General features: G+C 64.7%; 19 protein-coding genes and 1 tRNA gene. 12 read left to right on the plus strand and 8 right to left on the minus strand.

The features are described 5' to 3' along the window. Positions 1-50 precede the first annotated feature (50 nt). On the plus strand, positions 51-260 hold the full coding sequence (locus ACFLEY_RS23260) for a cold-shock protein (RefSeq protein ID WP_028153817.1): 210 nt from the start codon (positions 51-53) through the stop codon (positions 258-260). A gap of 704 nt (positions 261-964) precedes the next feature. After that, the gene (locus ACFLEY_RS23265; RefSeq protein WP_060912182.1) at positions 965-1,975 is read left to right on the plus strand and encodes an acyltransferase; all 1,011 of its coding nucleotides are present in this window, start codon (positions 965-967) and stop codon (positions 1,973-1,975) included. Between the two features lie 326 nt (positions 1,976-2,301). On the opposite strand, the gene ACFLEY_RS23270 is transcribed toward ACFLEY_RS23265, so the two are convergent. Continuing rightward, positions 2,302-2,589 (minus strand): hypothetical protein, encoded by a 288-nt coding sequence (locus ACFLEY_RS23270; RefSeq protein WP_063824327.1) that lies wholly within the window; start codon positions 2,587-2,589, stop codon positions 2,302-2,304. Between the two features lie 118 nt (positions 2,590-2,707). On the opposite strand from ACFLEY_RS23270, the gene ACFLEY_RS23275 reads away from it, so the two are divergent. Next, complete coding sequence (locus ACFLEY_RS23275; protein ID WP_129557616.1) at positions 2,708-2,971, plus strand: hypothetical protein; 264 nt, start codon at positions 2,708-2,710, stop codon at positions 2,969-2,971. 14 nt (positions 2,972-2,985) lie between these two features. Here the strand turns inward: ACFLEY_RS23275 and ACFLEY_RS23280 are convergent. The 3 genes from ACFLEY_RS23280 to ACFLEY_RS23290 all read right to left on the minus strand — a co-directional run bounded on the left by ACFLEY_RS23280 (position 2,986) and on the right by ACFLEY_RS23290 (position 6,875). Further along, positions 2,986-3,061 (minus strand) — tRNA-Lys (locus tag ACFLEY_RS23280). A gap of 329 nt (positions 3,062-3,390) precedes the next feature. Further along, positions 3,391-6,060, minus strand: a complete 2,670-nt coding sequence (locus ACFLEY_RS23285; protein WP_396604946.1) for a glycosyltransferase — start codon at positions 6,058-6,060, stop codon at positions 3,391-3,393. A 218-nt stretch (positions 6,061-6,278) separates the two neighbouring features. Then, the gene (locus ACFLEY_RS23290; RefSeq protein WP_011087384.1) at positions 6,279-6,875 is read right to left on the minus strand and encodes a hypothetical protein; all 597 of its coding nucleotides are present in this window, start codon (positions 6,873-6,875) and stop codon (positions 6,279-6,281) included. Positions 6,876-7,098: 223 nt separating this feature from the next. On the opposite strand from ACFLEY_RS23290, the gene ACFLEY_RS23295 reads away from it, so the two are divergent. Continuing rightward, positions 7,099-8,763 carry a beta-1,6-glucan synthase gene (locus tag ACFLEY_RS23295; protein ID WP_011087383.1) on the plus strand — a complete coding sequence of 555 codons (1,665 nt, stop codon included), beginning with the start codon at positions 7,099-7,101 and terminating at the stop codon, positions 8,761-8,763. On the opposite strand, the gene ACFLEY_RS23300 is transcribed toward ACFLEY_RS23295, so the two are convergent. Continuing rightward, positions 8,723-9,103: a hypothetical protein gene (locus ACFLEY_RS23300; RefSeq protein ID WP_011087382.1), complete on the minus strand. Its 381-nt coding sequence runs from the start codon at positions 9,101-9,103 to the stop codon at positions 8,723-8,725. The genes ACFLEY_RS23295 and ACFLEY_RS23300 overlap by 41 nt on opposite strands. Before the next feature lie 141 nt (positions 9,104-9,244). On the opposite strand from ACFLEY_RS23300, the gene ACFLEY_RS23305 reads away from it, so the two are divergent. Then, positions 9,245-9,463 (plus strand): hypothetical protein, encoded by a 219-nt coding sequence (locus ACFLEY_RS23305; protein WP_038967412.1) that lies wholly within the window; start codon positions 9,245-9,247, stop codon positions 9,461-9,463. A gap of 77 nt (positions 9,464-9,540) precedes the next feature. Here the strand turns inward: ACFLEY_RS23305 and ACFLEY_RS23310 are convergent, their stop codons facing one another. Then, on the minus strand, positions 9,541-10,920 hold the full coding sequence (locus ACFLEY_RS23310; RefSeq protein WP_396604947.1) for a hypothetical protein: 1,380 nt from the start codon (positions 10,918-10,920) through the stop codon (positions 9,541-9,543). A gap of 173 nt (positions 10,921-11,093) precedes the next feature. Between ACFLEY_RS23310 and glmU the strand changes: the two genes are divergently transcribed. Next, positions 11,094-12,449, plus strand: a complete 1,356-nt coding sequence (glmU, locus tag ACFLEY_RS23315; RefSeq protein ID WP_060912187.1) for a bifunctional UDP-N-acetylglucosamine diphosphorylase/glucosamine-1-phosphate N-acetyltransferase GlmU — start codon at positions 11,094-11,096, stop codon at positions 12,447-12,449. 3 nt (positions 12,450-12,452) lie between these two features. On the opposite strand, the gene ACFLEY_RS23320 is transcribed toward glmU, so the two are convergent. Continuing rightward, a complete protein-coding gene (locus tag ACFLEY_RS23320; protein WP_028173960.1) occupies positions 12,453-12,671 on the minus strand; it encodes a hypothetical protein in 219 nt (72 codons plus the stop codon). Between the two features lie 220 nt (positions 12,672-12,891). Here ACFLEY_RS23320 and glmS point away from each other — a divergent pair, with 220 nt between their 5' ends. The 4 genes from glmS (at position 12,892) to panE (ending at position 17,708) form a co-directional block, all read left to right on the plus strand. After that, a complete protein-coding gene (gene glmS / locus ACFLEY_RS23325) occupies positions 12,892-14,718 on the plus strand; it encodes a glutamine--fructose-6-phosphate transaminase (isomerizing) (protein ID WP_060912188.1) in 1,827 nt (608 codons plus the stop codon). A 79-nt stretch (positions 14,719-14,797) separates the two neighbouring features. Then, the gene (locus tag ACFLEY_RS23330; protein ID WP_011087377.1) at positions 14,798-15,568 is read left to right on the plus strand and encodes a DUF502 domain-containing protein; all 771 of its coding nucleotides are present in this window, start codon (positions 14,798-14,800) and stop codon (positions 15,566-15,568) included. Between the two features lie 105 nt (positions 15,569-15,673). Continuing rightward, positions 15,674-16,543: an NAD(P)-dependent oxidoreductase gene (locus ACFLEY_RS23335; protein WP_060913094.1), complete on the plus strand. Its 870-nt coding sequence runs from the start codon at positions 15,674-15,676 to the stop codon at positions 16,541-16,543. Between the two features lie 235 nt (positions 16,544-16,778). Next, positions 16,779-17,708 carry a 2-dehydropantoate 2-reductase gene (panE, locus tag ACFLEY_RS23340; protein WP_060912189.1) on the plus strand — a complete coding sequence of 310 codons (930 nt, stop codon included), beginning with the start codon at positions 16,779-16,781 and terminating at the stop codon, positions 17,706-17,708. On the opposite strand, the gene recG is transcribed toward panE, so the two are convergent. After that, positions 17,705-19,813 carry an ATP-dependent DNA helicase RecG gene (gene recG, locus ACFLEY_RS23345; RefSeq protein WP_060912190.1) on the minus strand — a complete coding sequence of 703 codons (2,109 nt, stop codon included), beginning with the start codon at positions 19,811-19,813 and terminating at the stop codon, positions 17,705-17,707. The two genes, panE and recG, sit on opposite strands and share 4 nt — an antisense overlap. A gap of 218 nt (positions 19,814-20,031) precedes the next feature. Between recG and ACFLEY_RS23350 the strand changes: the two genes are divergently transcribed. Further along, on the plus strand, positions 20,032-20,322 hold the full coding sequence (locus ACFLEY_RS23350) for a succinate dehydrogenase assembly factor 2 (RefSeq protein WP_011087373.1): 291 nt from the start codon (positions 20,032-20,034) through the stop codon (positions 20,320-20,322). Then, the gene (gene mfd, locus ACFLEY_RS23355; protein ID WP_060912191.1) at positions 20,319-23,837 is read left to right on the plus strand and encodes a transcription-repair coupling factor; all 3,519 of its coding nucleotides are present in this window, start codon (positions 20,319-20,321) and stop codon (positions 23,835-23,837) included. Before ACFLEY_RS23350 ends, mfd begins: the two co-directional genes overlap by 4 nt. Positions 23,838-23,983: the final 146 nt, after the last annotated feature.

Here is a 23,983-nt window from a genome sequence, read left to right on the forward strand (position 1 = left end):
ATGCTGCGCCGAGCGCGGCTTCAACACTATATCCTAAAGGACGATCACGCATGAATACGGGAACTGTGAAGTGGTTTAACGGCCAAAAAGGCTTTGGCTTCATTCAACCAGACCAAGGAAGCCAAGATGTGTTCGTTCATATCAGCGCGGTTGAACGCGCCGGCATGAGCAGCCTCGATGAGGGACAGAAGGTCTCTTTCGACATCGTTGCTGACCGCCGGACCGGCAAGTCTGCAGCAGAGAATCTGCGCGCCGCCTAAACTTGCAATCAATGCCTTTGATGCTTTGACCACGGATGTACTGGCAGAGCTTCTGGTTTCGCAACCCCGCGACCGGTCACCGGCCGCGGGGTTGTTTTTGCTGCCCCTCTATAAACGCGGCCCAACTGGCGCTTGAGTGCGACAGTCCGCGGACCAGAGCAATGCGGTCGCAAGTGCGTCCGCCGACGTTGACCGAGGTCAGGAATACGACGGCATCATCTACCCGCTTCCAGTGATTGCTATGTGCGCGTCTTGTATTGATTGCGCATGTTCGAGATCTCACAGCCGGGTATCATGTTCATAAAATAAAGCGAAGCCGATGAACACCCATCGGAGGACTGGGGCAACCTGGTTGACGAAAGAGATTATCGCAACCTGCTGCACTGATGCACGTTCCAAACGGCATCCCCATTTAGCGGCCAAGTGCCTCGAGGAAATTCTCACGCCATGCCGTAATGCTATTGCGGCGCAGCACCACCATCATGGCCTGCCAACGCTCGCGTCGCTCCTTAAGTGGCATCCCCAGTGCTGTCTGCAATGCTTCGGCGACGGCGTCGGGTCCTCTCAAACTACAACCACTAAACAGGGGTCCCGGTGAGCTTGTTCCCGCCGCAGGGAGAATACCGTGGGTGGGGCCGCCACTGGTTGACCTTGCTCGCGTCTCAGTTGGTGAGGTATGTTTTTTGCTTGGTAGGGGCGGGGGCATGGAACAGCGCGTCGAATATCTAGACTGGCTGAGGGCCGTCGCTGTCTTGCTCGTAATGGTAGGGCATGCGAGCCCATCGACGGCTCCGGGAGGGGCTGTCGGGGTCAGCATCTTCTTCGTCATTAGCGGCTATCTGATTTGTAGCATTCTCCTCCGCGACGGAATGCTGACAATTCCGAACGTGGTGAGGTTTTGGGCCCGTCGAGTTGCGCGGATCTACCCAATGTATGTCGCGCAGATCATGATCCTGTGGCTCTGGCTCTATCGCGACGATGCAGACAAACTTCTTTTGCAGATGCCGGCCCTCCTCACGTTCACCTCAGACTTTGGGGTGTGGTTTGGATATAGCGTCGGCGTTCTATGGAGCCTCGCTGTCGAGTTCTGGTTCTACATCACGTTTCCGGCGCTTCTCTTCATCGCGCGAAAAGCGGGCTACCCCGTAACGTTCTTCCTGGTTCTGATGGTTATGAGCATTGCGGCTCGGCTCAATCAAACCGAGTCGCTGACCCTAGCTTACTATCATCAGTTTCTCATTGGGGTGATCATCGCTCTTTTGGTTGACGATCAGAAAGTGCCGAAGTTTCTTGCAACTAATATCGCGTTCAATTCGGCTCTTGCGGTTCTTGCGATCTGTGTGGCGATCCCGATCACGGCTCGCAACTTCGCGGGCTACTTCCAAGGGACGTGTGCGGCCTTCGCGGCGGGTGTGCTGGTCTGCTATTGGCTACAACGGCCGCCGCGCGCTTCATTGCCGATCCTGCAAGGTATCGGGACGATCTCTTATTCGGCGTATCTCCTGCACCCGATCGTTATCGACTATGTCTGGAAGACGAAGCAGCATCTTCCGAGCCACATTCCGACTTTCGTGGCCATCACTTTGGGGGCGTCACTCGTGACCTACCTCGCGATCGAGCGGCCATTCATTGCCCTAGCTCATAGGCACACACGGTTTGGCAAACCACGGGAACAAGGGGTAGTCCAAGGCGCAAATACGCCAGCGGCTCTTTGAGACCTATGCGAGCAGACCGCTGCCATCGGGACATGCGCCATGTCGCAGCGATTACACAGGTCAAGGTCTCGCGCCGTATTGATACAGTGTGCTGCCGGTGATCTGCGTTTTTGTCGGATGACGCACGCCAAGCCGCTACCCCGAGCACATTGTCAGGGTCAAGGCCGTGGCAAGCAGAAGCATCGACAGAAACTGGCTCACGCCTACATGTCCGCACCACAGCCATCATGAGCGTGCCGTTCTGGAAGCCGAGCGCCGCCTGATGCCATCCTTGGCGATAGCCCGCCGGTTCACTCTGGCGGGCCTCCGGCCGTCCGGCGGTCCCATTACCGCCGCGCACCTGCAACTTTGCGTCCGCTCTGCTCAACTTTCAATTCCATCAAGGCGTACTCTTGGAGCTCACACTTCTCGAGAATGACCGACTCCCTGGAGCCCTTATAGTCGGCGTCGAAAAACACAGAATAGGTGCGGCGTCGTTCGTTCGGGGGCGGGTTCATTTCTCTGAGGCACACGAAGTAACCGCCCGATCCGACGTCAGACTTGCGAAGAGCCGAGATCTCGACGGGCTCCCTCAGTTTTGCTTCCGTCACAACTTTTTGGATGCCCCGCTGCATCACCTCTTTGCTCGGAGGCCCGTCTGTGAACACGGCGGTCGGAAGAGGCTGGGATGTGTCGGTCCAGAATCCACCCACACACGCGGATAGGAGTAAGCAAAGTAGCGGCGAAAGACGCATGAAACGATTCCGTTCCGACGGTGTAGGGCCCAGGCTGCTGCAAAGCCTTCTCGGCCCAATTTTCTACACTGGCGTCATGGTGGGGGGGAGAGTCAGCCAGATCAAGAAGGCCCTCGCGGCTCTCGAGCATTTCAGCATCTTCCGCCCATTCGCGAGCAACGCGTTCGAGCGAGTGCATCTGTTGGACACGTCGCCGGGCGCTTCCCAGGTGCTTCCCACGGCACATTTTCTGGGAAGCAAAGCGGGCCACAACTGGCTTTAAGTTATTGATATTGTTGGTGAGCGCGCTGGGGCTCGAACCCAGGACCCCGTGATTAAAAGTCACGTGCTCTACCGGCTGAGCTACGCGCTCCCATGGCCGCGGATGGCTTTCAAGATCGATCGCCATCGTCTTCGGACATTCGAGAAGCATGTCTTGCCGCTGCGCTGAAGCTCGCGTCGCGGGGAAAAACCGGCTGTTTCCGGATCATGCTTTCGGTCCGCGCTGTGTAGGGTGAGTGGCTGCTGAGGTCAATAGCGCGGGTGGCTGCCGCAACTCTTGGCAGGAGCGGGGATTTGCTCGCGGTGTCCGCAGCTTAAGCCGGATTTTTCAACCCGATTGGCGGCCCGCTATCCACTCCGAACGCTGCCTGTGGCTTGGCGGCGCGGAGGTTTCGCCCGCGCCGAGAAGCCATCCGGCCGTCAGTTCGCCTCGCGCCTGACCTCGTTCGGCACGGCTTGCGGCGTGCCGGCGGGGGTCGGCAGGGCGACCGGGCGCAGGCCAATCAGCTCGGCGGTGCGGATCGCGCTGTCGCGCCAGAACTGGAACGAGTTGATGCGGCTGAGCTCGAGGATGGCGATGGCGACCGCGGCCAGGAACGGCAGGCTTTGCAGCACCAGCACGCCGGCGAAGATGTAGATCTCGGTGATCTGCCGGAAACTGTTGGAGGCGATCAGCACGCCGGCGCCGATCAGGAGCAGGGCGCCGATCACGGCCTCCCAGAACGCCTGGAACTCGATCGACATCCTGGACAGGCCGCCCTTGGAGGTGCGCGCGAAGGCGATGTGCTCGGTGATCAGTCCCTGCGCGACCGCGCGCGACACCGTCCACTGCACGCTCATCGCCGCGATCATCGCGCCCAGCATCTGGCCGGGTTTGATCGCGACGCGCGCCTGGTACATCGACAGGAAATGCGCCAGCGAGACGACGAAGGCGCCGATGATCGGCAGCGTCAGGATCTTGTCGGGGATGGCGATGTCGGCAAAGGCAACGATCGGCACCCAGACGAGGTTGAGCAGCGCCACGACCACGCCGAGGCTTTCGGCTCCCAGCCAGTTCAGCCAGCCGAGGCCGTATTCGCGCTTCTGGTCCGGCGTCAGCCGGCTCCGGCCGGGCAGGAAGTGCCGCCAGTGCTTCTTCACGATCTGGAGGCCGCCATAGGCCCAGCGGTGACGCTGCTTCTTGAAGGCCTCGTAGGTGTCGGGCAAGAGGCCCTGGCCGTAGCGGTGGTTGGTGTAATGCGTGACCCAGCCGAGCTCCTGGATCGCAAGGCCGAGATCGCTATCCTCGCAGATCGTGTCGCTTGACCAGCCGCCGGCCATGTCCATCGCGGCGCGGCGGATCAGGCACATCGTGCCGTGCACGATGATGGCGTTGGCCTCGTTGCGCTGGACCATGCCGATGTCGAAGAAGCCGGCATATTCGCCGTTCATGATGTAGTGCATGATCGACAGGTCGCCGTCGCGATGTTCCTGCGGCGCCTGCACGAGGCCGACGCGCGGGTCGGCGAAAGCCGGCACGAGGTCCTTCAGCCAGTCGGGATCGACGACATAGTCGGCATCGAGGATGCCGATGATCTCGGCATCGACGGCGGTGCGGTCCATCGCGATGCGCAGCGCGCCGGCCTTGAAGCCCTGCACCTTCTCGGCGTTGATGAACTTGAAGCGTTCGCCGAGCGCACGGCAGTGGTCCTGGATCGGCTGCCAGAAGGCGGGATCCGGCGTGTTGTTGATGATGACCACGCATTCGTAGTTCGGGTAGTTCAGCCGCGACAGCGCATCGAGCGTCTGCTTGAGCATCTCGACCGGCTCGAAGTAGGCCGGGATGTGGATCGAGACCTTCGGGTAGTAATTTTCGGGAACGTTCTCGACCGGCTTGCTCTTGGCGAGCAGCCGCTGCGGCGGCCGGCCGAAGGCGACGGCCGCGATCTCGTCGATGCGCGCCATCGCGATCAGCACCAGCGGAACAAGCAGGATCATGCCGAGCGTCAGCGCGAAGGCCGAGCCGAAGATGAAATAGTGGCCGTTCCAGAACGCGAACACGGTGGCGGCCCAGGCGCCGACGCCGTTGGCGGTCGCCGACAGCAGGAACGCCTGTCTGGCGGTCGGCTGCTGCAGCCGCAGGATCGGAAGCGACAAGAGGACGCCGACCAGCAGCGCGATCGTCATCAGCTTCCAGTAATCAGGGTTCTCCACCGGGCCGGTCCAGGCGAATTTCGGCTCGCGGCTGGCGTTGAGGATACCCCAGTACGGACCGACGCCGCCTTCGAAGAACTTCCAGGGCTGATCGATCGCTTCGACGATGTTGTATTCCATGCCGATGGCTTCGGCGCGGCTGACGAAGTTGCGCAAGGTCAGCGCCTGCTGGAACGGACCGGGGTCGGCGTTGCGCAAGTTGTAGCCCTGGCTCGGCCAGCCGAACTCGGCGATCACGATGCGCTTGCCGGGGAACAGGTTCCGCAACAGGTTGTAGCGGTCGACGGCCTGGTCGACCGCCTGGTCCGAGCGGAAGTTTTCCCAATAGGGCAGCACGTGCGCGGCGATGAAATCGACGTTGGAGGCAAGGTCCGGATTGTCGCGCCAGATGTTCCAGATCTCGCCGGTCGTGACCGGCACGCGGACCGAGCCCTTGACCTTCTTGATCATGTCGATGAGGTCTTCGACCTTCTGCTCGCCGCGGTAGATCACCTCGTTGCCGACCACGACGCCGACGACGTTGCTGTTCTTGCGGGCAAGCTCGATGGCGGCCTTGATCTCGCGCTCGTTGCGATCCTTGTCCTTGTCGATCCAGGCGCCGACGGTGACCTTGAGACCGAACTCGGCCGCGATCGCCGGCACCAGCTCCACGCCGCCGGTGGACGAATAGAGGCGGATCGCGCGCGTCATCGTCGACAGCGTCTTCAGGTCGGCGCGGATTTTCTCGACGGTCGGGATGTTGTCGATGTCGGGATGGGCCGAGCCTTCGAACGGCGCGTAGGAGACGCTGGGGAGCAGACCCCTGAAGTCGGGCGCGGGTTCCTTGTCGCGCAAGACTCCCCACAGCCCAGCGTGAAGCGCGGACACAAGCAACAGAACGGCGGCGACAACGCGCATCGCGGCTAAACCAAAAGGGGCTGGGGTGGCAGGGAAGCGGATCTGACCCCGAGATCCGACCGAGTCCGCGGCAAATGGAGCATATCTCTGCCGCGCGGTTTCACAACTGTCATGGCCTCATGTCCTTATGAGGGCATGTCCTTTTTCGAAGAACGCGTCGCAGTGCCAATCGTTTCTATGGCCGGTCGTTCATGAACGGAGGCTGAAGCGACCCGCTGCTATTTCTGGGGCGCCGGTGTCGGGCTTGCCGCAGGCGCGGGGCTCGCGGCGGGCTGCGGGGCCTGCGCGTTGCCTGATGTCGGCGCTGCCGGCTGGGATGCCGCGGCCGCCGCCTGCTGCGGCTGGGAGGCCGGATTGATCCAGCAGGCGTGCACACGGCTGTCCAGGGTCTCGGCGACCTTGGGATCGATCTGGCCGCCGAAGCGGGTCAGGCAGCGGAAGGCGGCCTGGATGTGACCGCCGGGGCAGCCGAAGCGGTCGTAGAGGTCGAGATGGCGGAACGCGGTATCGAGGTCATCCCGCCACATCAGCCGCACCACACGCCGGCCGAGCCAGACGCATTCGGGGTTGCCGGCCGGGCCGTTGATGACCTGGGCGGCTTCGGCGAACTCGTCGGTGCGGCGCTGGTTCTGGGCGGCATCCTTGGCGGCGGCGTCGGCGGGCTGGGCGGCGGCTTTGCCCTGATCGGGGGCGGGCGTGCCGCTCTGGGCGGAGGCGCCAGCGAGACCAGCCAGGGCCAGAAGAGAGGAGACGGCCAAGGTGGCGGCGAACTGCCGCAGGACCGCATTTCGTGACTGACGCACCCGTTGCCGCATGAATTCCCCAACTTCTCCGCTGACCGCCCGCGTCAGGATCCCGCGGACGCGTCGGTGATGGCGTCCAAATGGGTCTCCAATGCGGCGGAAAATTCCCGGCCAGTTGCATGACCTGTATTTCGAATTTTGTCCAGCAAAGTCACGATCCTAGGCCTCTGTCGAACGGCCGCAGGTAAATTCCTTGGGGGAGGGAGGGATCCGCTCCGAACCACCCCCTTGGCAGATGGCGCGCGAGCAGGTAATCGACGGCGCTTCGCGGAGGACGGAACCGATTTCACTTCGTACGCCACTGGCGCTTCTGCTCGTTTCACTGGGTGCGATTGCTGCCGTGTGGTGGTGGCTGGCCACGCCAATCACGCTCGCGCGCGCCCCGATCGACCCCGCCGACAAGGTTCAGTGCGTCTCCTACGCGCCGTTCCGCGGCGAGCAGTCGCCGCTGAACGCATGGACCCATATCGAGGCCGACCAGATCGAGCAGGACCTGCGCCAGCTCAAGGAGATCACCGACTGCGTCCGCACCTATTCGATGGAGAACGGGCTCGACCAGGTTCCGGCGATCGCCGCCAAGGTCGGCGGGCTCAAGGTGCTCCAGGGGATCTGGCTCTCCAGCAACCGCGCCAAGAATTTTGAGCAGGTCGCGCTCGCCGTTCGCCTCACGAAGGAATACCCCGACATCATCACCTCGGTCATCGTTGGCAACGAGGTGCTGCTGCGCGGCGAGATGACGACGGCCGACCTCGTCTCCTTCATCCGCGCGGTGAAGGTGCAGGTTCGCGTGCCCGTCACCTATGCCGATGTCTGGGAGTTCTGGCTGAGGAATCGCGAAGTCTACGAGGCCGTCGACTTCGTGACGATCCACATCCTGCCCTATTGGGAAGACGTTCCGGTGCGCGCGAAATTCGCGGCCGCCCATGTCGAACAGATCCGCGAGCGCATGGCGGTGGCGTTTCCGGGCAAGGAAATCCTGATCGGCGAAACCGGCTGGCCGAGCGAAGGGCGCATGCGCGAGGGCGCGCTGCCGTCGCGCACCAACCAAGCGCGCGTGGTCTCTGAAATCCTGAGCCTTGCGAAGGCGCAGAAGTTCCGCGTCAACCTGATCGAGTCCTACGACCAGCCGTGGAAGCGCAAGCTGGAAGGTACCGCGGGCGGCTATTGGGGTCTCTATGACTCCGTGCGCCGGAACCTGAAATATCCGCCGGGCGAGCCGATCAGCAATTTCCCGTACTGGAAATGGTACATGGGCGCGGGTATGGGCCTTTGCGCGCTGGTGTTCGCGGTCGCTATCATCACGCTGCGCCGGCGGCCCTGGACGCCGCGCTTCTCGACCTGGCTCGGCGTCGCCATCTCGGCGACCACGGCAGGCGTCCTGCTCGGGGTCGGCGCCGACAAGGTGTACTATGAGAGCTACGGCTGGGGCGGCTGGCTGCACTGGGGTGCGCTGCTCGCCGCCGGCATCCTATCGCCGATCTTCTGCGCGCAGGCGCTGGTGATCGGCCGCAGCCTGCCGACCTTCCTTGATCTGCTCGGCCCGAGCGAGGGGCGGAAATGGTCAAAGCTCACCGCCGTGCTCGGCCTCACGCTGGCGGTGACGGCGGTGATCGCGGCACAGACCGCGCTCGCCTTCGTGTTCGACCCGCGCTACCACGACTTCCCCTACGCCGCGCTGACGATGGCGGTGGTGCCGTTCGCGATCCTGATGCTGAACCGGCCGCAGATCGGCGTGCGTCCGATCGCGGAAGCGGTGTTCGCAGGCGTGCTCGCGCTGTCGGCCGCCTATGTGCTCTTCAACGAAGGCCGCGACAACTGGCAGTCGCTGTGGACCTGCGCGATGTATCTCTTGTTCGCGCTCACGCTGTGGCGGGCGCGGGCCGAGCAAAGCCAAGAATGAGCAGGCCGATCGCGAGGCCCGACAGCACGACATTGTAGAGCACGATGCCGAGGCCGGCGGCGACAACGCCGACGGTGAGCAGCACGATCGACGGCCGCATCAGGTTCAGCGTCGCCACCACCAGCGCGACGATGCCGAACACCGAATTCTTGAACAGTACGGTCGAGACCGAACGAGCCTTGCACATTAGGGTCTGCAAGCCGGCGTCGCAGGCAAGTCCGACGTTCGAGTTCTCGATGCCGAGATAGCGCAGATAGATCGCATAACCGACGGCTACGAAGCCGACAACGATCAGGAACTGCACCTGGTAGGGCGTGAGGCGGAAGGGCTTTTTTGTCATGCGCGCAATATGGTCGGGATGACGGGAGGGGGCAACAGGGGCGACCAACTTTTCTGTCCGTCGCTCGCAAGCCGTTAGACTGGCAGTACAGTCAGGATCTTTGGTTCGCGTGCTATCTTTGTGGCAGATGGAGGGGCCGAAATGGATGTAGAGCAGGTTCAAGACAGGAAGAGTTTCGTCGAGTTTGTGGCGGCCATGCGCAACGAATTGCTGGTGGGGGCCAAGGGCTGGGAGAATGTCGATCTTGCTGACTTCCTCGAAGCAATGACGGCATGGGCACATGACAGCCATAGCCCCGCTAACCCAAATCCGTGGCGGCACGCGGCTGCCTTGATGTGGGCGGGTAAGCTATACGAGTAGCGCTCGCTGAAATTAAATTCGGCACAAAATTGATGCTGATGTCGGTAGCTAACCGATCCAATCGGCACGACCATTCCCTACCGCCTGAAGAACGACGACAACGTCGATCCCGCCGAGGCCGTCTCCGGCTTGGCCGGTGCTGCCGGCTGCGCCGCAGGTGCAGGCGCGGGCTCCTCGCGCTTCGACGAGCGCTTTGAGGAATAGCTGCGGCGGCGCTTGTCCGGCTTGGCGGTGGGGGCGGGCGCAGGTGCGGTCTCGGCTTGCGGCGCCGCATCCGGATTCTTCTCGGCGTTCTTTTCCTGAATCCGGTCCTGAGACTTTTCTGGTCCCTTTTCCGAACCGCCGCGCATCGATAGCCGCTGGCCGTCGAACACGGTGGTCTCGCAGTGACGGTCGTTCTCGGCGAGACCCGCGCAGAGCTTTGCTGCGGCGGCCGCGTTGATCAGCGGGCCGGCGCCCAGTCGCAGCTGCATGCCGAGGCCGGTGGTGCCTTCCTTGATCATGATGATCGGCCGCAGCGTGGCAACTTCCGGATTCGATTTGGTCACGCCGCGCCAGAGCGCGCGCAGGCCGTCGATCGAGTTGGCGCCGCCGAGATCGATCGCAAAGCGCGTTTGCTGAACCGCGATCGCGGGAGCTTCGCTTTCGGTTGCCTCCGGCGGCTTGGCTGATGCGGCTGCGATTTCGGTCGGGGCGGGTGTCGGCTCGGGCTTCTTCTCGGCGGTCTTCTCGGTTGTCTTTTCAGTCGTCTCGGGCTGAGTCAATTTCGACGCGGCGGGATCAGGCGGTGCCAAGATCGACTTGGAGGGCACCAGCGGAAGCATCGGCAGCGCCGATGTCGTCGCCGGCGACTGCTGCACGAGGGAGGCTGCGGCCGCGCTCTGCGGCGGCGGGCTCGACGGCTCCTTTGCAGCCTCCTTCACGGTGTCGTTGGTCGGCTCCTTCGCCTGTTCCTTTGCGGCTGCCGCGCGCGGCTTGTCGCTGGATGGAGATGGCATCGAGGCGACCGGCGCGACGCTGGGCGCCGCAGGCTGCGCGTCGGGCACCGGCGTGTCCTGCGGCTTCGCGGTCTGCCTGGTGATGGCGCCGGTGACGGAATCGAGCCCTTGCTCGAGCACGGTGACGCGCGAATAGAGCCGGTCGCGATCAGCGTTCAGCGTCTCGACGGCGGCGGCGAGGCGGCGCGCCTCGTTCTGGCTTTCCCTGGTCAGCAGCTGGAGCCGGTCGGCCTGGCGCACGAGATCGGCGGACGCCATCTGGTCGCGCCGCCAGCCGAGCTGGGCCTGGTTGGCCATCACCGCGATGACGACGGCGCCGACGGCCGCAACGCCCCAGGAGCCCAGCCGCCACATCATGCGGCGGTCGAACGCGCTTTCCTCGGCCAGAAGTCCGGAGAATAGCCCGCCAGTCTCCTTGGTGCCGAAGGCATCCGCCAGTGGGTCGGAATCCTTTGCCATGAACGTTAAGTGCCCAGCCCCGTTCAGCTTCCCCGAATCAATCAGGGAACATTAACAGGAAAAGCGTGTCGCACTTGAATTCCGGGCGTTTGCGGGGGTAGCAAGGCGGGCAGCATGAGGGCGGCCTGCCGCCTGCCGCGCCAGTTGATTCGGCCGTATCTGACAGGATCTCGATGACCGCCCGCTCCAGCCTCACGATCGTGCTCGCCGCCGGCGAAGGCACGCGCATGCGCTCACACCTGCCGAAAGTGCTGCATCCCGTCGCTCACCAGACGCTGCTCGCCCATGTGCTCGCCGCCGCTCCCAAGGGAACCGGCACCTCGCTCGCCGTCGTGATCGGCCCGGATCATCAGGCGGTTGCCGATGAGGCGAGGCGCATCCGCCCCGATGCGCTCACTTTCGTGCAAGCCGAACGGCTCGGCACCGCGCATGCGGTGCTGGCAGCGCGCGAGGCGATCGCGCGCGGCGTGGACGACCTCTTGATCGCCTTCGGTGACACGCCGCTGATTTCGGCCGAGACCTTTGCGCGTCTGCGCGCGCCGCTGGCCAACGGCGCCGCGCTCGCCGCGCTCGGCTTCCGCGCCGCGGACCCCGCCGGCTATGGCCGCTTCATCGTCGAGGGCGACCGCCTGGTCGCGATCCGCGAGCAGGCCGATGCCAGCGCGGACGAGCGCAAGATCGATCTGTGCAACGCCGGCGTGATGGCGATCGATGGGCGCCGCGCGCTCGCGATCCTGGATAAAATCGGCAATGCGAATTCCAAGGGCGAATATTATCTGACGGATGCGGTCGAGATCGTCCGCGAACAGGGATGGGAGTCCGTGGTGATCGAGACCAGCGAGGACGAGGTGCGCGGCATCAACACCAAGGCGCAGCTCGCCGAAGCCGAGAGCGTGATGCAGGCGCGCTTGCGCAAAGCCGCGATGGAGGCCGGGGTGACGCTGATTGCGCCCGAGACCGTTTATCTGTCCGCCGACACCGTGTTCGGCAAGGACGTCACCATCGAGCCGTTCGTGGTGATCGGCCCGGGCGTCTCGATCGCCGACGGCACGGTGATCCACTCCTTCTCGCACATCGTCGAGACCACGCTCGGCAGGAACGTCTCGATCGGACCCTATGCGCGGCTCAGGCCCGGCACCTCGCTCGGCGACGGTGCGCGGATCGGCAATTTCGTGGAGACCAAGGCGGCGACGCTGGAGGCCGGCGTCAAGGTCAACCATCTCTCCTACATTGGGGACGCCACCGTCGGCGCCAATTCCAACATCGGCGCCGGCACCATCACCTGCAACTACGACGGCTTCAAGAAGCACAAGACCATCATCGGGCAAGGCGCCTTCGTCGGCACCAACTCCTCGCTGGTGGCACCGGTGAAGATCGGCAACGGCGCCTATATCGGCTCGGGCTCGGTGATCACGCGCGACGTGCCCGACGACGCGATGGCGCTCGAGCGCAACCAGCAGACCATCAGGGAAGGCGGCGCGGCGCGCTATCGCGAGATGAAGACGCGCGGCAAGAAGCCGGAGAAGTGAGCGCTATTCGTCGTCGGCGAATTCGGAGAAGATCGCGCGGGTCAGGCGCCAGCCGCGCGGCTTGGCGCGCTTGGCCGGCTCGCCCTGCGGGTGCTTGGTGAAGACGGGCTTGCTTTCCTTGCCGCGCTGGGGCGGCGGCCAATGGGCGAGGTGCGTGCCCGTGGTCTCGCTGGCACGCAGATACAACGACGACAGACCTTTGCGGTCGGATGAGCCTTTCATGGCCTTGTTCTCCTGACCGGAATCGTTGGTCAAACTTGTTGACAACAAGTTAACGCACGGGGTTAAAGGCCGGCCACATCGACGCAGACCGGGCAATGGCGCCGGCGAATGCTGTCTCAATCAGCAATAATTATTGAGTATCTGGTTCCTTAGGAACTTCGCTAAAAACTGAGCGCGTCGTTTTGGCGATTTTTCGACGATTTGGGGGATATTGATCCGCATGTGCGGGATTGTCGGCATTCTCGGGCGCGAACCGGTTGCAGAGCAATTGGTGGATTCGCTCAAACGTCTTGAATATCGCGGCTACGATTCCGCGGGCGTCGCCACGCTCGAAGGCAGGCATCTCGAGCGCCGCCGCGCCGAGGGCAAGCTGAAGAATCTGGAGAAGCGCCTGGAAGCCGAGCCGCTGAAGGGCACGACCGGCATCGGTCACACCCGCTGGGCCACCCACGGCAAACCGACCGTCAACAACGCCCATCCGCATGCGACCGAGCGCGTCGCCGTGGTCCACAACGGCATCATCGAGAATTTCCGCGAGCTGCGCGAGGAGCTCGAGAAGAACGGCACGGTGTTTCACACCGAGACCGACACCGAGATCGTGCTGCATCTCGTCGACGACCTGCTCACGCGCGGCAACAAGCCGGTCGAGGCGGTGAAGCTGGCGCTGGCGCGGCTGCGCGGCGCGTTTGCGCTCGGCTTCATCTTCGCCGGCGACAACGATCTGATGATCGGCGCCCGCAACGGCCCGCCGCTCGCGATCGGCTATGGCGACGGCGAGATGTATCTTGGCTCCGACGCCATCGCGCTCGGCCCGTTCACCGACACGATCAGCTATCTCGAGGACGGCGACTGGGTGGTGCTGACCCGCAAGAGCGCCACGATTTTCGACAAGGACGGCCACGCGGTCCAGCGCGAGAAGATCAAGCACGCCGCCTCGACCTCGCTGGTGGACAAGGCCAATTACCGCCACTTCATGGCCAAGGAGATCCACGAGCAGCCGGAAGTGGTCGGCCACACGCTGGCGCGCTACGTCGACATGGCGACCGAGCGCGTCTCGCTGCCGGTCAAGCTGCCGTTCGACTTCAAGAACATCCAGCGCATCAACATCACCGCCTGCGGCACCGCGAGCTATGCCGGCTTCGTCGCCAAATACTGGTTCGAGCGCTTCGCGCGCCTGCCGGTCGAGGTCGATGTCGCCTCCGAATTCCGCTACCGCGAGGCGCCCTTGCGCAAGGGCGATCTCGCCATCTTCATCTCGCAATCGGGCGAGACCGCCGACACGCTGGCGGCGCTGCGCTATGCCAAGGCCGAGGGCGTGCACACGGTGGCTGTGGTCAACGTGCCGACCTCCACGATCGCGCGCGAGAGCGAGACGGTGCTGCCGACGCTGGCCGGGCCCGAGATCGGCGTCGCCTCGACCAAGGCCTTCACCTGCCAGCTGATGGTGCTCGCAAACCTTGCGATCGAGGCCGGCAAGGCTAGAGGCGAATTGTCCGACGAGGACGAGACCAAGCTCGTTCACGGACTCGTCGAGATCCCGCGCCTGATGTCGGATGCGCTCACCACCGAGCTCCAGATCGAGAAGCTGGCGCGCGAGATCGCGAAATCGCGCGACGTGCTCTACCTCGGCCGCGGCACCAGCTTCCCGCTCGCGCTCGAAGGCGCGCTGAAGCTGAAGGAGATCTCCTACATCCACGCCGAGGGCTACGCCGCCGGCGAGCTGAAGCACGGCCCGATCGCGCTGATCGACGAGACCATGCCGGTCGTCGTCATCGCACCCTACGACCGGGTGTTCGAGAAGACGGTGTCGAACATGCAGGAGGTCGCCGCCCGCGGCGGCAAGATCATCCTGATGACCGACGCGAAGGGCGCGGAGGAGGCGACCGTCGAGTCGCTCGTCACCATCGTCATGCCCGACATGGCGGCGGCGTTCACGCCGATGGTCTATGCCGTCCCGGTGCAGCTGCTCGCCTATCATACGGCCGTCATCATGGGCACCGACGTCGACCAGCCGCGCAATCTCGCGAAATCGGTGACCGTGGAATAGGCAGAAGGGATCAGGCTGCACTCTTCCAAAACCTGCTAGAAGACCCTAGCTTGAATGCAGCGACTGACCTGGAACCCGAATGACCACCCGCGACGACGCGCCTGCGCCGCTTGATCCCATCCCGGAACCGCATACCGGCCTGATGGGCCGCATCCGCAACTACTTCCTGACCGGCCTCGTGGTGACGGGGCCGATCGCGATCACTCTCTATCTGGTCTGGTGGTTCGTCACCTGGGTCGACGGCGTGGTGCGGCCGTTCGTGCCGCTGGCCTATCGTCCGGAAACCTATCTGCCGTATGTCGTCCCCGGCTGGGGACTGATTGTCGCATTCTTCACGCTGACGCTGGTCGGCTTCCTCGCGGCCAACCTGATCGGCCGGACGCTGGTCGATGTCGGCGAAACCTTCCTCGGCCGCATCCCGGCGGTGCGCGCCATCTACCGCGGCCTGAAGCAGGTGTTCGAGACGCTGTTCTCGGGCAAGGGCTCGAGCTTCCGCAAAGTCGGCCTGGTCGAGTTTCCGTCGCCGGGCATGTGGTCGATCGTGCTGATCTCGCAGTCGCCGAATGAAGAGGTCGCGCGCAGCCTGCCGGGGCAGGAGGAGCACGTCTCGGTGTTCCTGCCGTGCTCGCCGAACCCGACCACGGGCTTCTTCTTCTACGTGCCCAAGAGCAAGATCGTCGAGGTCGACATGAGCACCGAGGATGCCGCGACCCTGATCATGTCGGCCGGCGTGGTGCAGCCGGGCGCGGCACCCGACCCGAAGAAGGCCGCGGCGCTCGCGGGCATGGCGAATGCCGCGCGCATCGCCAATGCGTCGGCACTCCAGCCCCAGCCTGCGAAGGTGGAGTAGGGCCATTCCCCTGCGGGATGGCCGCGATCACGCCAGGCCTCGCGTCGTCTGCTAGTCTTCCGCTTGAATCGGGCGCATCGCTCGGTGTTCGACCTGGAGTGCACGATGTCCAAGACGACGTCAAAAACCATTGCGATCCTCGCGCCCGGTGCCATGGGCAGCGCCGTGGCCCGCCGCCTCAGCGAAAACGGAGCGCGCGTGCTGACGTCGTTGAAGGGGCGAAGCGAAGCGACGCAAAAACGTGCGGCGGATGCCGGCATGATCGGCGCGGACGACGAGGCGATCGCCGAGGCCGACATCATCCTCTCGATCGTGCCGCCGGGCGAGGCTGTTGCACTCGCCGAGCGCCTCGCCGCGCTGATCGTCCGGCGCGCGAAGAAGCCGGTCGTTGTCGATTGCAACGCCGTCAATGTCGACACCGTGCTCAGGATCGAGGAGATCATCGGCTCGGCGCAGGCGCCGTTCGTCGATGCCGGCATCATCGGCTTCCCGCCGCAGCCCGGCGGCAAGAGCCCGGCCTTCTACATGTCCGGCGAGCACGCCGGCGAGGTGGCTGTTCTGAAGGACCTCGGCCTCGACGTGAGGATCGTCGAAGGCCCGGTCGGCGCTGCTTCCGCGCTCAAGATGTCCTACGCCGGCATCGTCAAGGGCCTGGCCGGCATCGGCTCGGCCATGGTGATCGCGGCAACGAAAGCGGGCGCCGCGGATGCGCTGCGCGACGAGCTCGCGCTGAGCCAGCCCGCGGTCCTGGCCCGGCTCGAAGTCGCGCTGCCGGACATGATCCCGAAGGCCTATCGCTGGGTCGCGGAGATGCGGGAGATTTCCGGCTTCCTCGGCGCCGATCATCCGGCCAGCCAGATCTACGAGGGCTTTGCGCGCTGGTTCGAGCACCTCGCCGAGGACGCGAAAGGCGAGGCGGTGGATGCCGGGCTGATGAAGGCGTTCGCCGCGAGCATCGCGCAGAAGAAGGCCTAGTCGTCCGGTCTCACGTCGTTGACTTGCCGTCCATTGGCGCGGAATCCAAAAATTCCTGGACGTCCCGGTCGCGTTTCAGGCGCACGACCGGGACGTCAGCGCATGGCGGGAAGGTTGCATGAAGTCGGCCGCGGCGAAAGGGCAAGTCTTCTGAAACGGCTCTATCCACGTCGTCATTGCGAGGCTCATCTGTTATTGTCTCTGCGGAAGCAGTTCTTCTGCAACGGGAGTTCGAATGAGCGTGCTGGTGATCGGCGCAGGAGCGCTCGGAGGTTATTACGGAGCTTGCCTGGCCCGGGCCGGCGGCGACGTGACCTTTCTGGTGCGGCCCGCGCGGGCCGAGCAGTTGCGGCGGGATGGATTGCAGGTCATGAGCCCGCACGGCGACTTTGCCGTGCAGCCGAAGATCATCCTGGCAAGCGATCTCAAGGAGCCGTTCGACGTTGTGCTCGTCGGGGTGAAATCCTATTCGCTCGACGATGCGATGGCCCAGTTTGCCCCGGCAGTCGGCGCCAACACGATGATTCTGCCGATACTCAACGGGTTGAAACATATCGACGCTCTGACTGCGCGGTTCGGCGCGGCGCGTGTCCTCGGCGGGTTGGCGAATGTCAGTGCCGGCCTCGATGCGGATGGCCGTGTCGTTCAGTTCATGGCCAATCAGACGATTGTGTTTGGCGAGATCAAGGGTTCGTTGAGCGAGCGTGCGCTCGCGCTGGAGGCACTGCTCCAGGTCCTCGGCATCGACGTGCGCGCCAGCGAAGCGATCATGCAGGACATGTGGGAGAAATTCGTCCAGCTCAGCACGCTGGCCGGCATCACCTGCCTGATGCGCGCAAGCATCGGAGACATCCTGGCCGTGCCGAACGGCGAACAGTCTATCTTTCGGTTATTCGCGGAATGCTGCACCGTTGCGACGGCTTCGGGGTTCGAGCCGCGCGCCCCGTTCATCGAGTTTGACCGAAAACTCTTCACGACCCTGGACTCGCCGCTCAAGGCCTCGATGCTGCGCGATATCGAGCGCGGCTCGATCACCGAGGCGGAGCACATCCTCGGCGATATGGCGAATCGTGCCCGTGCGCTGGGCATCGACACACCGCTGCTGGATCTCGCCCGCGCGCATGTGGCGGCCTACGAAGTGGGGCGCCGAAGAGCAGCAGGCTAACCCGCGCCAATCAGCGGGATCGCTTCGTCGCGCTCGTAGAGATACAGGAGGCACCGCAGCGCCTCGCCGCGCTCGCCCTTCAGCTTCGGATCGTCCTTGAGGATGCGTAGCGCCTCGTCGCGGGCCTGGGTGATGAGCTGGCCGTGCACCTCCGAGCGCGCGATGCGGTAGCCGGGCAGGCCGCTCTGGCGCACGCCCAGCACGTCGCCTTCGCCGCGCAGCTTCAAATCCTCCTCGGCGATGCGGAAGCCGTCGGTGGTCTCGCGGATCACCTTCAGCCGTGCCTTCGACATCTCGCCGAGTGGCTCCGAGTAGAGCAGCAGGCAGGTCGAGGCCTCCGAGCCGCGCCCGATGCGGCCGCGCAGCTGGTGGAGCTGGGCGAGGCCGAAGCGTTCGGCGTTCTCGATCACCATGATGGTGGCGGCCGGCACGTCGACGCCGACCTCGACCACGGTGGTCGCGACCAGCAGCCCGATCTCGTGGGCGGCGAACTGGCCCATGACGCGGTCTTTCTCGGTTCCCTTCATCTGGCCGTGGACGAGGCCGACCCGGTCGCCGAAACGCTTCTGCAAATTCTCGAAACGTTTGGTCGCATTGGTGAGGTGCTCGGTGCCCTCGGCCTCGGATTCCTCGACCAGCGGGCAGATCCAGTAGACCAGCTTGCCAGCCTGGAGCGCGCGGCCGATGCTATCCGTGACCTCGTTGAGGCGGCTCATCGAGATGGTGCGGGTCTCGATCGGCTGGCGGCCGGCGGGTTTTTCGCGCAGCTCGCTGATGTCCATGTCGCCGAAATAAGTCAGCACCAGCGTGCGCGGGATCGGGGTTGCGCTCAGCACCAGCACGTCAACGGCTTCGCCCTTCGAGGTCAGCGCGAGCCGTTCGCGCACGCCAAAGCGGTGCTGCTCGTCGACCACGGCAAGCGCGAGGTCCCGGAAGATCATGTCGTCCTGGATCAGCGCATGGGTGCCGACGAGCAGGTCGATCTCGCCCTCGGCAAGCTGAGCGATGATCTCGCGCCGTTCTTTGCCTTTTTCTCGGCCGGTGAGGATCGCGACCCGTAAGCCCGCGCGCTCGGCGAGCGGCGCGATGGTCTTGATGTGCTGGCGCGCCAAAATTTCCGTCGGCGCCATCAGCGCGGCCTGCTTGCCGACTTCAGCCACCGCTGCGGCCGCCAACAGCGCGACCACGGTCTTGCCGGAGCCGACGTCGCCCTGGAGCAGGCGCAGCATGCGCACCGGCTGTTGCAGATCGCTCGCGATCGCCGCGGCGGCGTCGCGCTGGGACGGCGTGAGCGCATAGGGCAGCGCGTCGATGATCTTGTTGCGCAGATGCCCGTCGCCGGCATTGCGTATGCCGGCCGGGCGGCGCAATTGCGCGCGGATCAGGGCCAGCGCGAGCTGGCCGGCCAGCAGTTCGTCGAAGGCGAGGCGGGACCAGAACGGCCGATCGGGCAAAATGTCCGTGAGCTCGACCGGCTGATGCACGCGGGTGAGGGCTTCCGCGATTGGCGGGAAGTGGCAGCGGCGCATCACCTCCGGGCTGATCCATTCGGGCAAGGCAGGCAATTTCTGAAGCGCTTGCGCGATCGCGCGGCGCAGCGAGCCGAGCGCGAGGCCCTCCGTCAGCGGATAGACCGGGTCGATGCCTGAGAGTTTTGAAATCGCCTCCTCGTCCAGCACGCGGTCGGGATGCACGATCTGGGGGATGCCGTCATACATCTGGAGCGTGCCGGAGACGTAGCGCTTCGACCCCATTGGCAGCAGCTTTTCGACATAGCCGGGCTTGGCGCGGAAGAAGGTCAGCACGACGTCGCCGGTCTCGTCGCTGGCGTAGACCAGATACGGCGCCCGCGCGTTGCGCGGCGGGGGCGGGCGGTGGCGGTCGACGGTCACCTCCAGCGTCACCATGGTTCCCTGCACGGCGTCGCGAATCTTCGGCCGGGCGCGGCGGTCGATGACCTGGCTCGGCAGGTGCAGCAACAGATCGACCAGCCGCGGCGTCTCGTTGCGGCTGAGCAGGTACTGCAGCAGCTTGTCCTGCTTCGGACCGACGCCGGGCAGGCTGGTCACGGGAGCAAACAGCGGATTGAGCAGGCTGGGGCGCATCGGGGGAATCTAGGATCGTTTCGGCCCGTCATGCCCGGCTTTATGCCGTGCATCCACGTCTTTTTTCACGGCTCTGCGGGGATGGCCGGGATAAAGCCCGGCCATGACGAATTGGCAGACGGCAGTGCCACAACAAAGAGCTGACACCGGCCCCCCAAGTAGCTATATCACGCCCGCCCGGCACGTCCGGGCTTTTGGCGTTTGACTGGAATTGAGACATGACGGGAACGACACGATCGAGCAACGGGCTGGACGACCGCCGCAAGCGGCTGCTGTTCCGCTGCTGGCACCGCGGCACGCGCGAGATGGACCTGATCCTCGGCCGCTTCGCGGACGCCGAGATCGGCAATCTGTCCGATGCCGAGCTCGACGAGCTCGAGCACCTGCTCGAGGTCAACGATCCCGACCTCTATGCCGCCATCACCGGCGACAAGGTGCTGCCGGCCGATGTCACCGGCGCGCTATTTGCCCGTATCAAGGCGTTCCCGATTACGGACGGCGATTTATGAAGCAGGGGATGAAGTCGCCGGCCGAGCTGCTCACGCCCGGCCGCGCCCTGACGCTTGCCAATGTCGCGGAAGGTGCCGAAGGCCTCGTCATCTCGGATCTGGCGCGCGCCATCGCGGCGCGGCCGAAGAAGCCGGCCGTCAGCCTTGCGGTGGTCTGCCGCGACGGCGCGCGGATGCAGCAGCTCGAACGCGCGCTGCAATTCTTCGCGCCCGATCTGCCGGTGCTGACCTTCCCGGCCTGGGACTGCCAGCCCTATGACCGCGTCTCGCCGCATGGTGGCATTTTGGCCCAGCGCCTGACCACGCTGGCGCGGCTTGCGCCGCTGACCGGCAGCGACAAGCCGTTGATCGTGCTGACCACGGTCAACGCAATCGTGCAGCGCGTGCCCGCGCGCGAGCTCGTCGCGGCGCAGGCGCTGTCGGTCGCCCCCGGCAATGTCGTGCCGATGGACACCATCATCGCCTGGCTCGAGCACAACGGCTACAACCGCTCGTCGACCGTGCGCGAGCCCGGCGAATACGCCGTGCGCGGCGGCATTCTGGACCTGTTTCCGGCCGGTCTCGACCAGCCCGTGCGCTTCGACTTCTTCGGCGACAGCCTGGAATCGATCCGCTCCTTCGACGCCGAGACCCAGCGCACGCTGCTCGACATGCGCTCGCTCGATCTGGTGCCCGTCTCCGAATTCCAGCTCGTCACGGACACCATCCGCCGCTTCCGCATGGGCTATGTCGCCGAGTTCGGCGCGCCCGAGCGCGACGATGCGCTGTACGAGGCCGTCAGCGAAGGCCGCCGCCATCCCGGCATGGAGCACTGGCTGCCGCTGTTCCAGGACCGGATGGATACGCTGTTCGACTATCTGCAAGGCGCAGCGATCGCGATCGAGCCGCAGGCCGAGGACGCCGTCCGCGAGCGCTTCAAGCAGATCCTCGACTATTACCAGGCCCGCCGCGAGGCCATGGAGCATCCGGGCGGCGGCGCCATCTACAAGCCGCTGCCGCCGGACCGGCTGTATTTCACCGAAGAGGAGTGGACCAGGCGCCTCGGCGACGTCCCGCTGGCGCGCCTGACGCAATTCTCCGTGCCGGCGGATGGCACCAGCATCGTCGATGCCGGCGCGCGCAAGGGCCGCGACTTCGCGCCGGAGCGCAACGACACCACCGTCAACGTGTTCGAATCCGTGGTTAGCCACGTGATGGCCTTGCAGGCGCAGCGCAAGAAGGTCGTGATCACGCTGTGGAGCGAAGGCTCGCGCGACCGCATGACCTCGATGCTGCGCGACCACAAGCTGGCTCACACCACCAGCGTCAACAGCTGGCGCACGGTGCAGGCGACCCCGCGCAACGAGACCATGCTCGCCGTGCTCGGCCTCGACAGCGGCTTCGAGACCGACGAGATTGCGCTCATCAGCGAGCAGGACATTCTCGGCGACCGCCTGGTGCGGCCGCGCAGGGCGAGCCGCAAGCTCGACAATTTCATCTCGGAGGTGACGAGCCTTGCCGCGGGCGACATCGTCGTCCACGTCGATCACGGCATCGGCCGGTTCGTCGGCCTGCAAACGCTGGACGTCGCCGGCGCGCCGCATGATTGTCTCGAGCTGCACTATGCCGCCGAAACGAAACTGTTCCTCCCCGTCGAGAACATCGAGCTGCTGTCGCGCTACGGCTCCGACCAGACCACGGTCGAGCTCGATCGTCTCGGCGGCAGCGGCTGGCAGACCCGCAAGGCGAAACTCAAGAACCGCATCCGCGAGATCGCGGGCGAGCTGATCAAGATCGCCGCCGCGCGCCATCTGCACGAGGCGCCCAAGCTGCCGGTGCAGCCGGGCCTCTATGACGAGTTCTGTGCGCGCTTCCCCTATGACGAGACCGAGGACCAGCTAGGGGCGATCGAATCGACCCTGAAGGATCTCGAACTCGGCCGTCCCATGGACCGGTTGATCTGCGGCGACGTCGGCTTTGGCAAGACCGAGGTGGCCTTGCGCGCGGCCTTTGCCGTGGCGCTCGAAGGCAAGCAGGTCGCTGTCGTGGTGCCGACCACGCTGCTGGCGCGCCAGCACGCAAGAACCTTCACCGAGCGTTTCAAGGGCTTTCCGGTGAACGTGGCGCAGGCCTCGCGCCTGATCCCGACCAAGGAGCTGAACCAGGTCAAGAAGGGCATTGCGGACGGTTCCGTCGACATCGTCGTCGGCACCCACGCGTTGCTCGGCAAGGCGATCAAGTTCCGCGATCTCGGCCTCGTCATCGTCGACGAGGAGCAGCATTTTGGCGTCACTCACAAGGAACGGCTGAAGGCGCTTCGCTCCGAGGTGCACGTGCTGACGCTGTCGGCAACGCCGATCCCGCGCACGCTGCAGCTCGCGCTCACCGGCGTCCGCGAACTCTCGATCATTGCCTCGCCTCCGGTCGACCGCCTTGCGGTGCGCACCTTCGTCGCCCCGCACGATCCCTTGATGATCCGCGAGGCGCTCTTGCGCGAGCGCTATCGCGGCGGCCAGGCGTTCTACGTCGTGCCGCGCATCGACGACCTCGCCGAGGTCAAGGACTTCCTCGACAAGAACGTGCCGGAGATGAAGGTCGCGGTCGCGCACGGGCAGATGCCGCCCGCGGTGATCGAGGACATCATGACCGCGTTCTACGACGGCAAGTTCGACATCCTGCTGTCGACCACGATCGTCGAATCCGGCCTCGACATTCCCAACGCCAACACGCTGATCGTGCACCGCGCCGACATGTTCGGCCTTGCCCAGCTCTATCAGCTCCGCGGCCGCGTCGGCCGCTCGAAGCTCCGGGCGTACGCGCTGTTCACGCTGCCGGCGCAGCAGAAGATCACGACGCAGGCGGAGCGCCGGCTCACCGTGCTGCAATCGCTGGAGACGCTGGGCGCGGGCTTCCAGCTCGCCTCGCACGACCTCGACATCCGCGGCGCCGGCAATCTCCTCGGCGAGGAGCAGTCCGGTCACATCAAGGAGGTCGGCTTCGAGCTCTATCAATCGATGCTGGAGGAGGCGATCGTCAACCTCAAGGCCGGCGTCTCCGAGCCCGCCGCCGACCGCTGGTCGCCGTCGATCACGATCGGCATGCCCGTGCTCATCCCGGAGGATTACGTCAGCGATCTCTCGGTCCGTCTGTCGCTCTACCGGCGCCTGGCCGATCTCGACACCGAGGAGGAGATCGAGAATTTTGGTGCCGAGATGCGCGACCGCTTTGGCGTGTTGCCCGACGAGGTGCGCTATCTCTTCAAGGTCGCCGCGATCAAGGCGTTCTGCCGCAGGGCCAATGTCGAGAAGATCGACGCCGGCCCGAAGGGCGCCGTCATCGCCTTCCGCGACAATTCGTTCGCCTATCCCGATCGCCTGGTGACGTTCATCCGCAGCCACGGCCAGGCTGCGAAGGTGCGGCCCGACATGAAGGTGGTGTTCCTGCAAGACTGGGAAACGCCGGAAGATCGGCTCGCCGGCACCACCGAGATCATGCGGCAGCTCGCACAACTCGCGCAGGCCAAGAAGGCGGCCTAGCGGTCATCGTGTCCCGGACAAGCGCAGCGAAGCGGAGCGCAGAGCCGGGACCCAGTTCTTTCCTGGCCGGCCATCATTCAAGTTTGGCGCGGGGCACGGACCAATTCATAAGCCTGGTCGATAAGTCCATGCGAATTGCGTCATCT

The organism is Bradyrhizobium sp. YCK136, assembly GCF_044570075.1.
Taxonomy (GTDB): Bacteria; Pseudomonadota; Alphaproteobacteria; order Rhizobiales; family Xanthobacteraceae; genus Bradyrhizobium; species Bradyrhizobium diazoefficiens.

What these genes read in the sequence shown, in the direction of transcription:
- ACFLEY_RS23335 (WP_060913094.1), top strand. Translation starts at nt 15,674, where the DNA reads ATGTCCAAGACGACGTCAAAAACCATTGCGATCCTCGCGCCCGGTGCC.
- ACFLEY_RS23310 (WP_396604947.1), bottom strand. Translation starts at nt 10,920, where the DNA reads ATGGCAAAGGATTCCGACCCACTGGCGGATGCCTTCGGCACCAAGGAG.
- ACFLEY_RS23260 (WP_028153817.1), top strand. Translation starts at nt 51, where the DNA reads ATGAATACGGGAACTGTGAAGTGGTTTAACGGCCAAAAAGGCTTTGGC.
- ACFLEY_RS23320 (WP_028173960.1), bottom strand. Translation starts at nt 12,671, where the DNA reads ATGAAAGGCTCATCCGACCGCAAAGGTCTGTCGTCGTTGTATCTGCGT.
- ACFLEY_RS23350 (WP_011087373.1), top strand. Translation starts at nt 20,032, where the DNA reads ATGACGGGAACGACACGATCGAGCAACGGGCTGGACGACCGCCGCAAG.
- recG (WP_060912190.1), bottom strand. Translation starts at nt 19,813, where the DNA reads ATGCGCCCCAGCCTGCTCAATCCGCTGTTTGCTCCCGTGACCAGCCTG.
- ACFLEY_RS23275 (WP_129557616.1), top strand. Translation starts at nt 2,708, where the DNA reads ATGAAACGATTCCGTTCCGACGGTGTAGGGCCCAGGCTGCTGCAAAGC.
- ACFLEY_RS23295 (WP_011087383.1), top strand. Translation starts at nt 7,099, where the DNA reads ATGGCGCGCGAGCAGGTAATCGACGGCGCTTCGCGGAGGACGGAACCG.
- panE (WP_060912189.1), top strand. Translation starts at nt 16,779, where the DNA reads ATGAGCGTGCTGGTGATCGGCGCAGGAGCGCTCGGAGGTTATTACGGA.
- ACFLEY_RS23265 (WP_060912182.1), top strand. Translation starts at nt 965, where the DNA reads ATGGAACAGCGCGTCGAATATCTAGACTGGCTGAGGGCCGTCGCTGTC.
- ACFLEY_RS23300 (WP_011087382.1), bottom strand. Translation starts at nt 9,103, where the DNA reads ATGACAAAAAAGCCCTTCCGCCTCACGCCCTACCAGGTGCAGTTCCTG.
- glmS (WP_060912188.1), top strand. Translation starts at nt 12,892, where the DNA reads ATGTGCGGGATTGTCGGCATTCTCGGGCGCGAACCGGTTGCAGAGCAA.
- mfd (WP_060912191.1), top strand. Translation starts at nt 20,319, where the DNA reads ATGAAGCAGGGGATGAAGTCGCCGGCCGAGCTGCTCACGCCCGGCCGC.
- ACFLEY_RS23305 (WP_038967412.1), top strand. Translation starts at nt 9,245, where the DNA reads ATGGATGTAGAGCAGGTTCAAGACAGGAAGAGTTTCGTCGAGTTTGTG.
- ACFLEY_RS23290 (WP_011087384.1), bottom strand. Translation starts at nt 6,875, where the DNA reads ATGCGGCAACGGGTGCGTCAGTCACGAAATGCGGTCCTGCGGCAGTTC.
- ACFLEY_RS23285 (WP_396604946.1), bottom strand. Translation starts at nt 6,060, where the DNA reads ATGCGCGTTGTCGCCGCCGTTCTGTTGCTTGTGTCCGCGCTTCACGCT.
- glmU (WP_060912187.1), top strand. Translation starts at nt 11,094, where the DNA reads ATGACCGCCCGCTCCAGCCTCACGATCGTGCTCGCCGCCGGCGAAGGC.
- ACFLEY_RS23330 (WP_011087377.1), top strand. Translation starts at nt 14,798, where the DNA reads ATGACCACCCGCGACGACGCGCCTGCGCCGCTTGATCCCATCCCGGAA.
- ACFLEY_RS23270 (WP_063824327.1), bottom strand. Translation starts at nt 2,589, where the DNA reads ATGCAGCGGGGCATCCAAAAAGTTGTGACGGAAGCAAAACTGAGGGAG.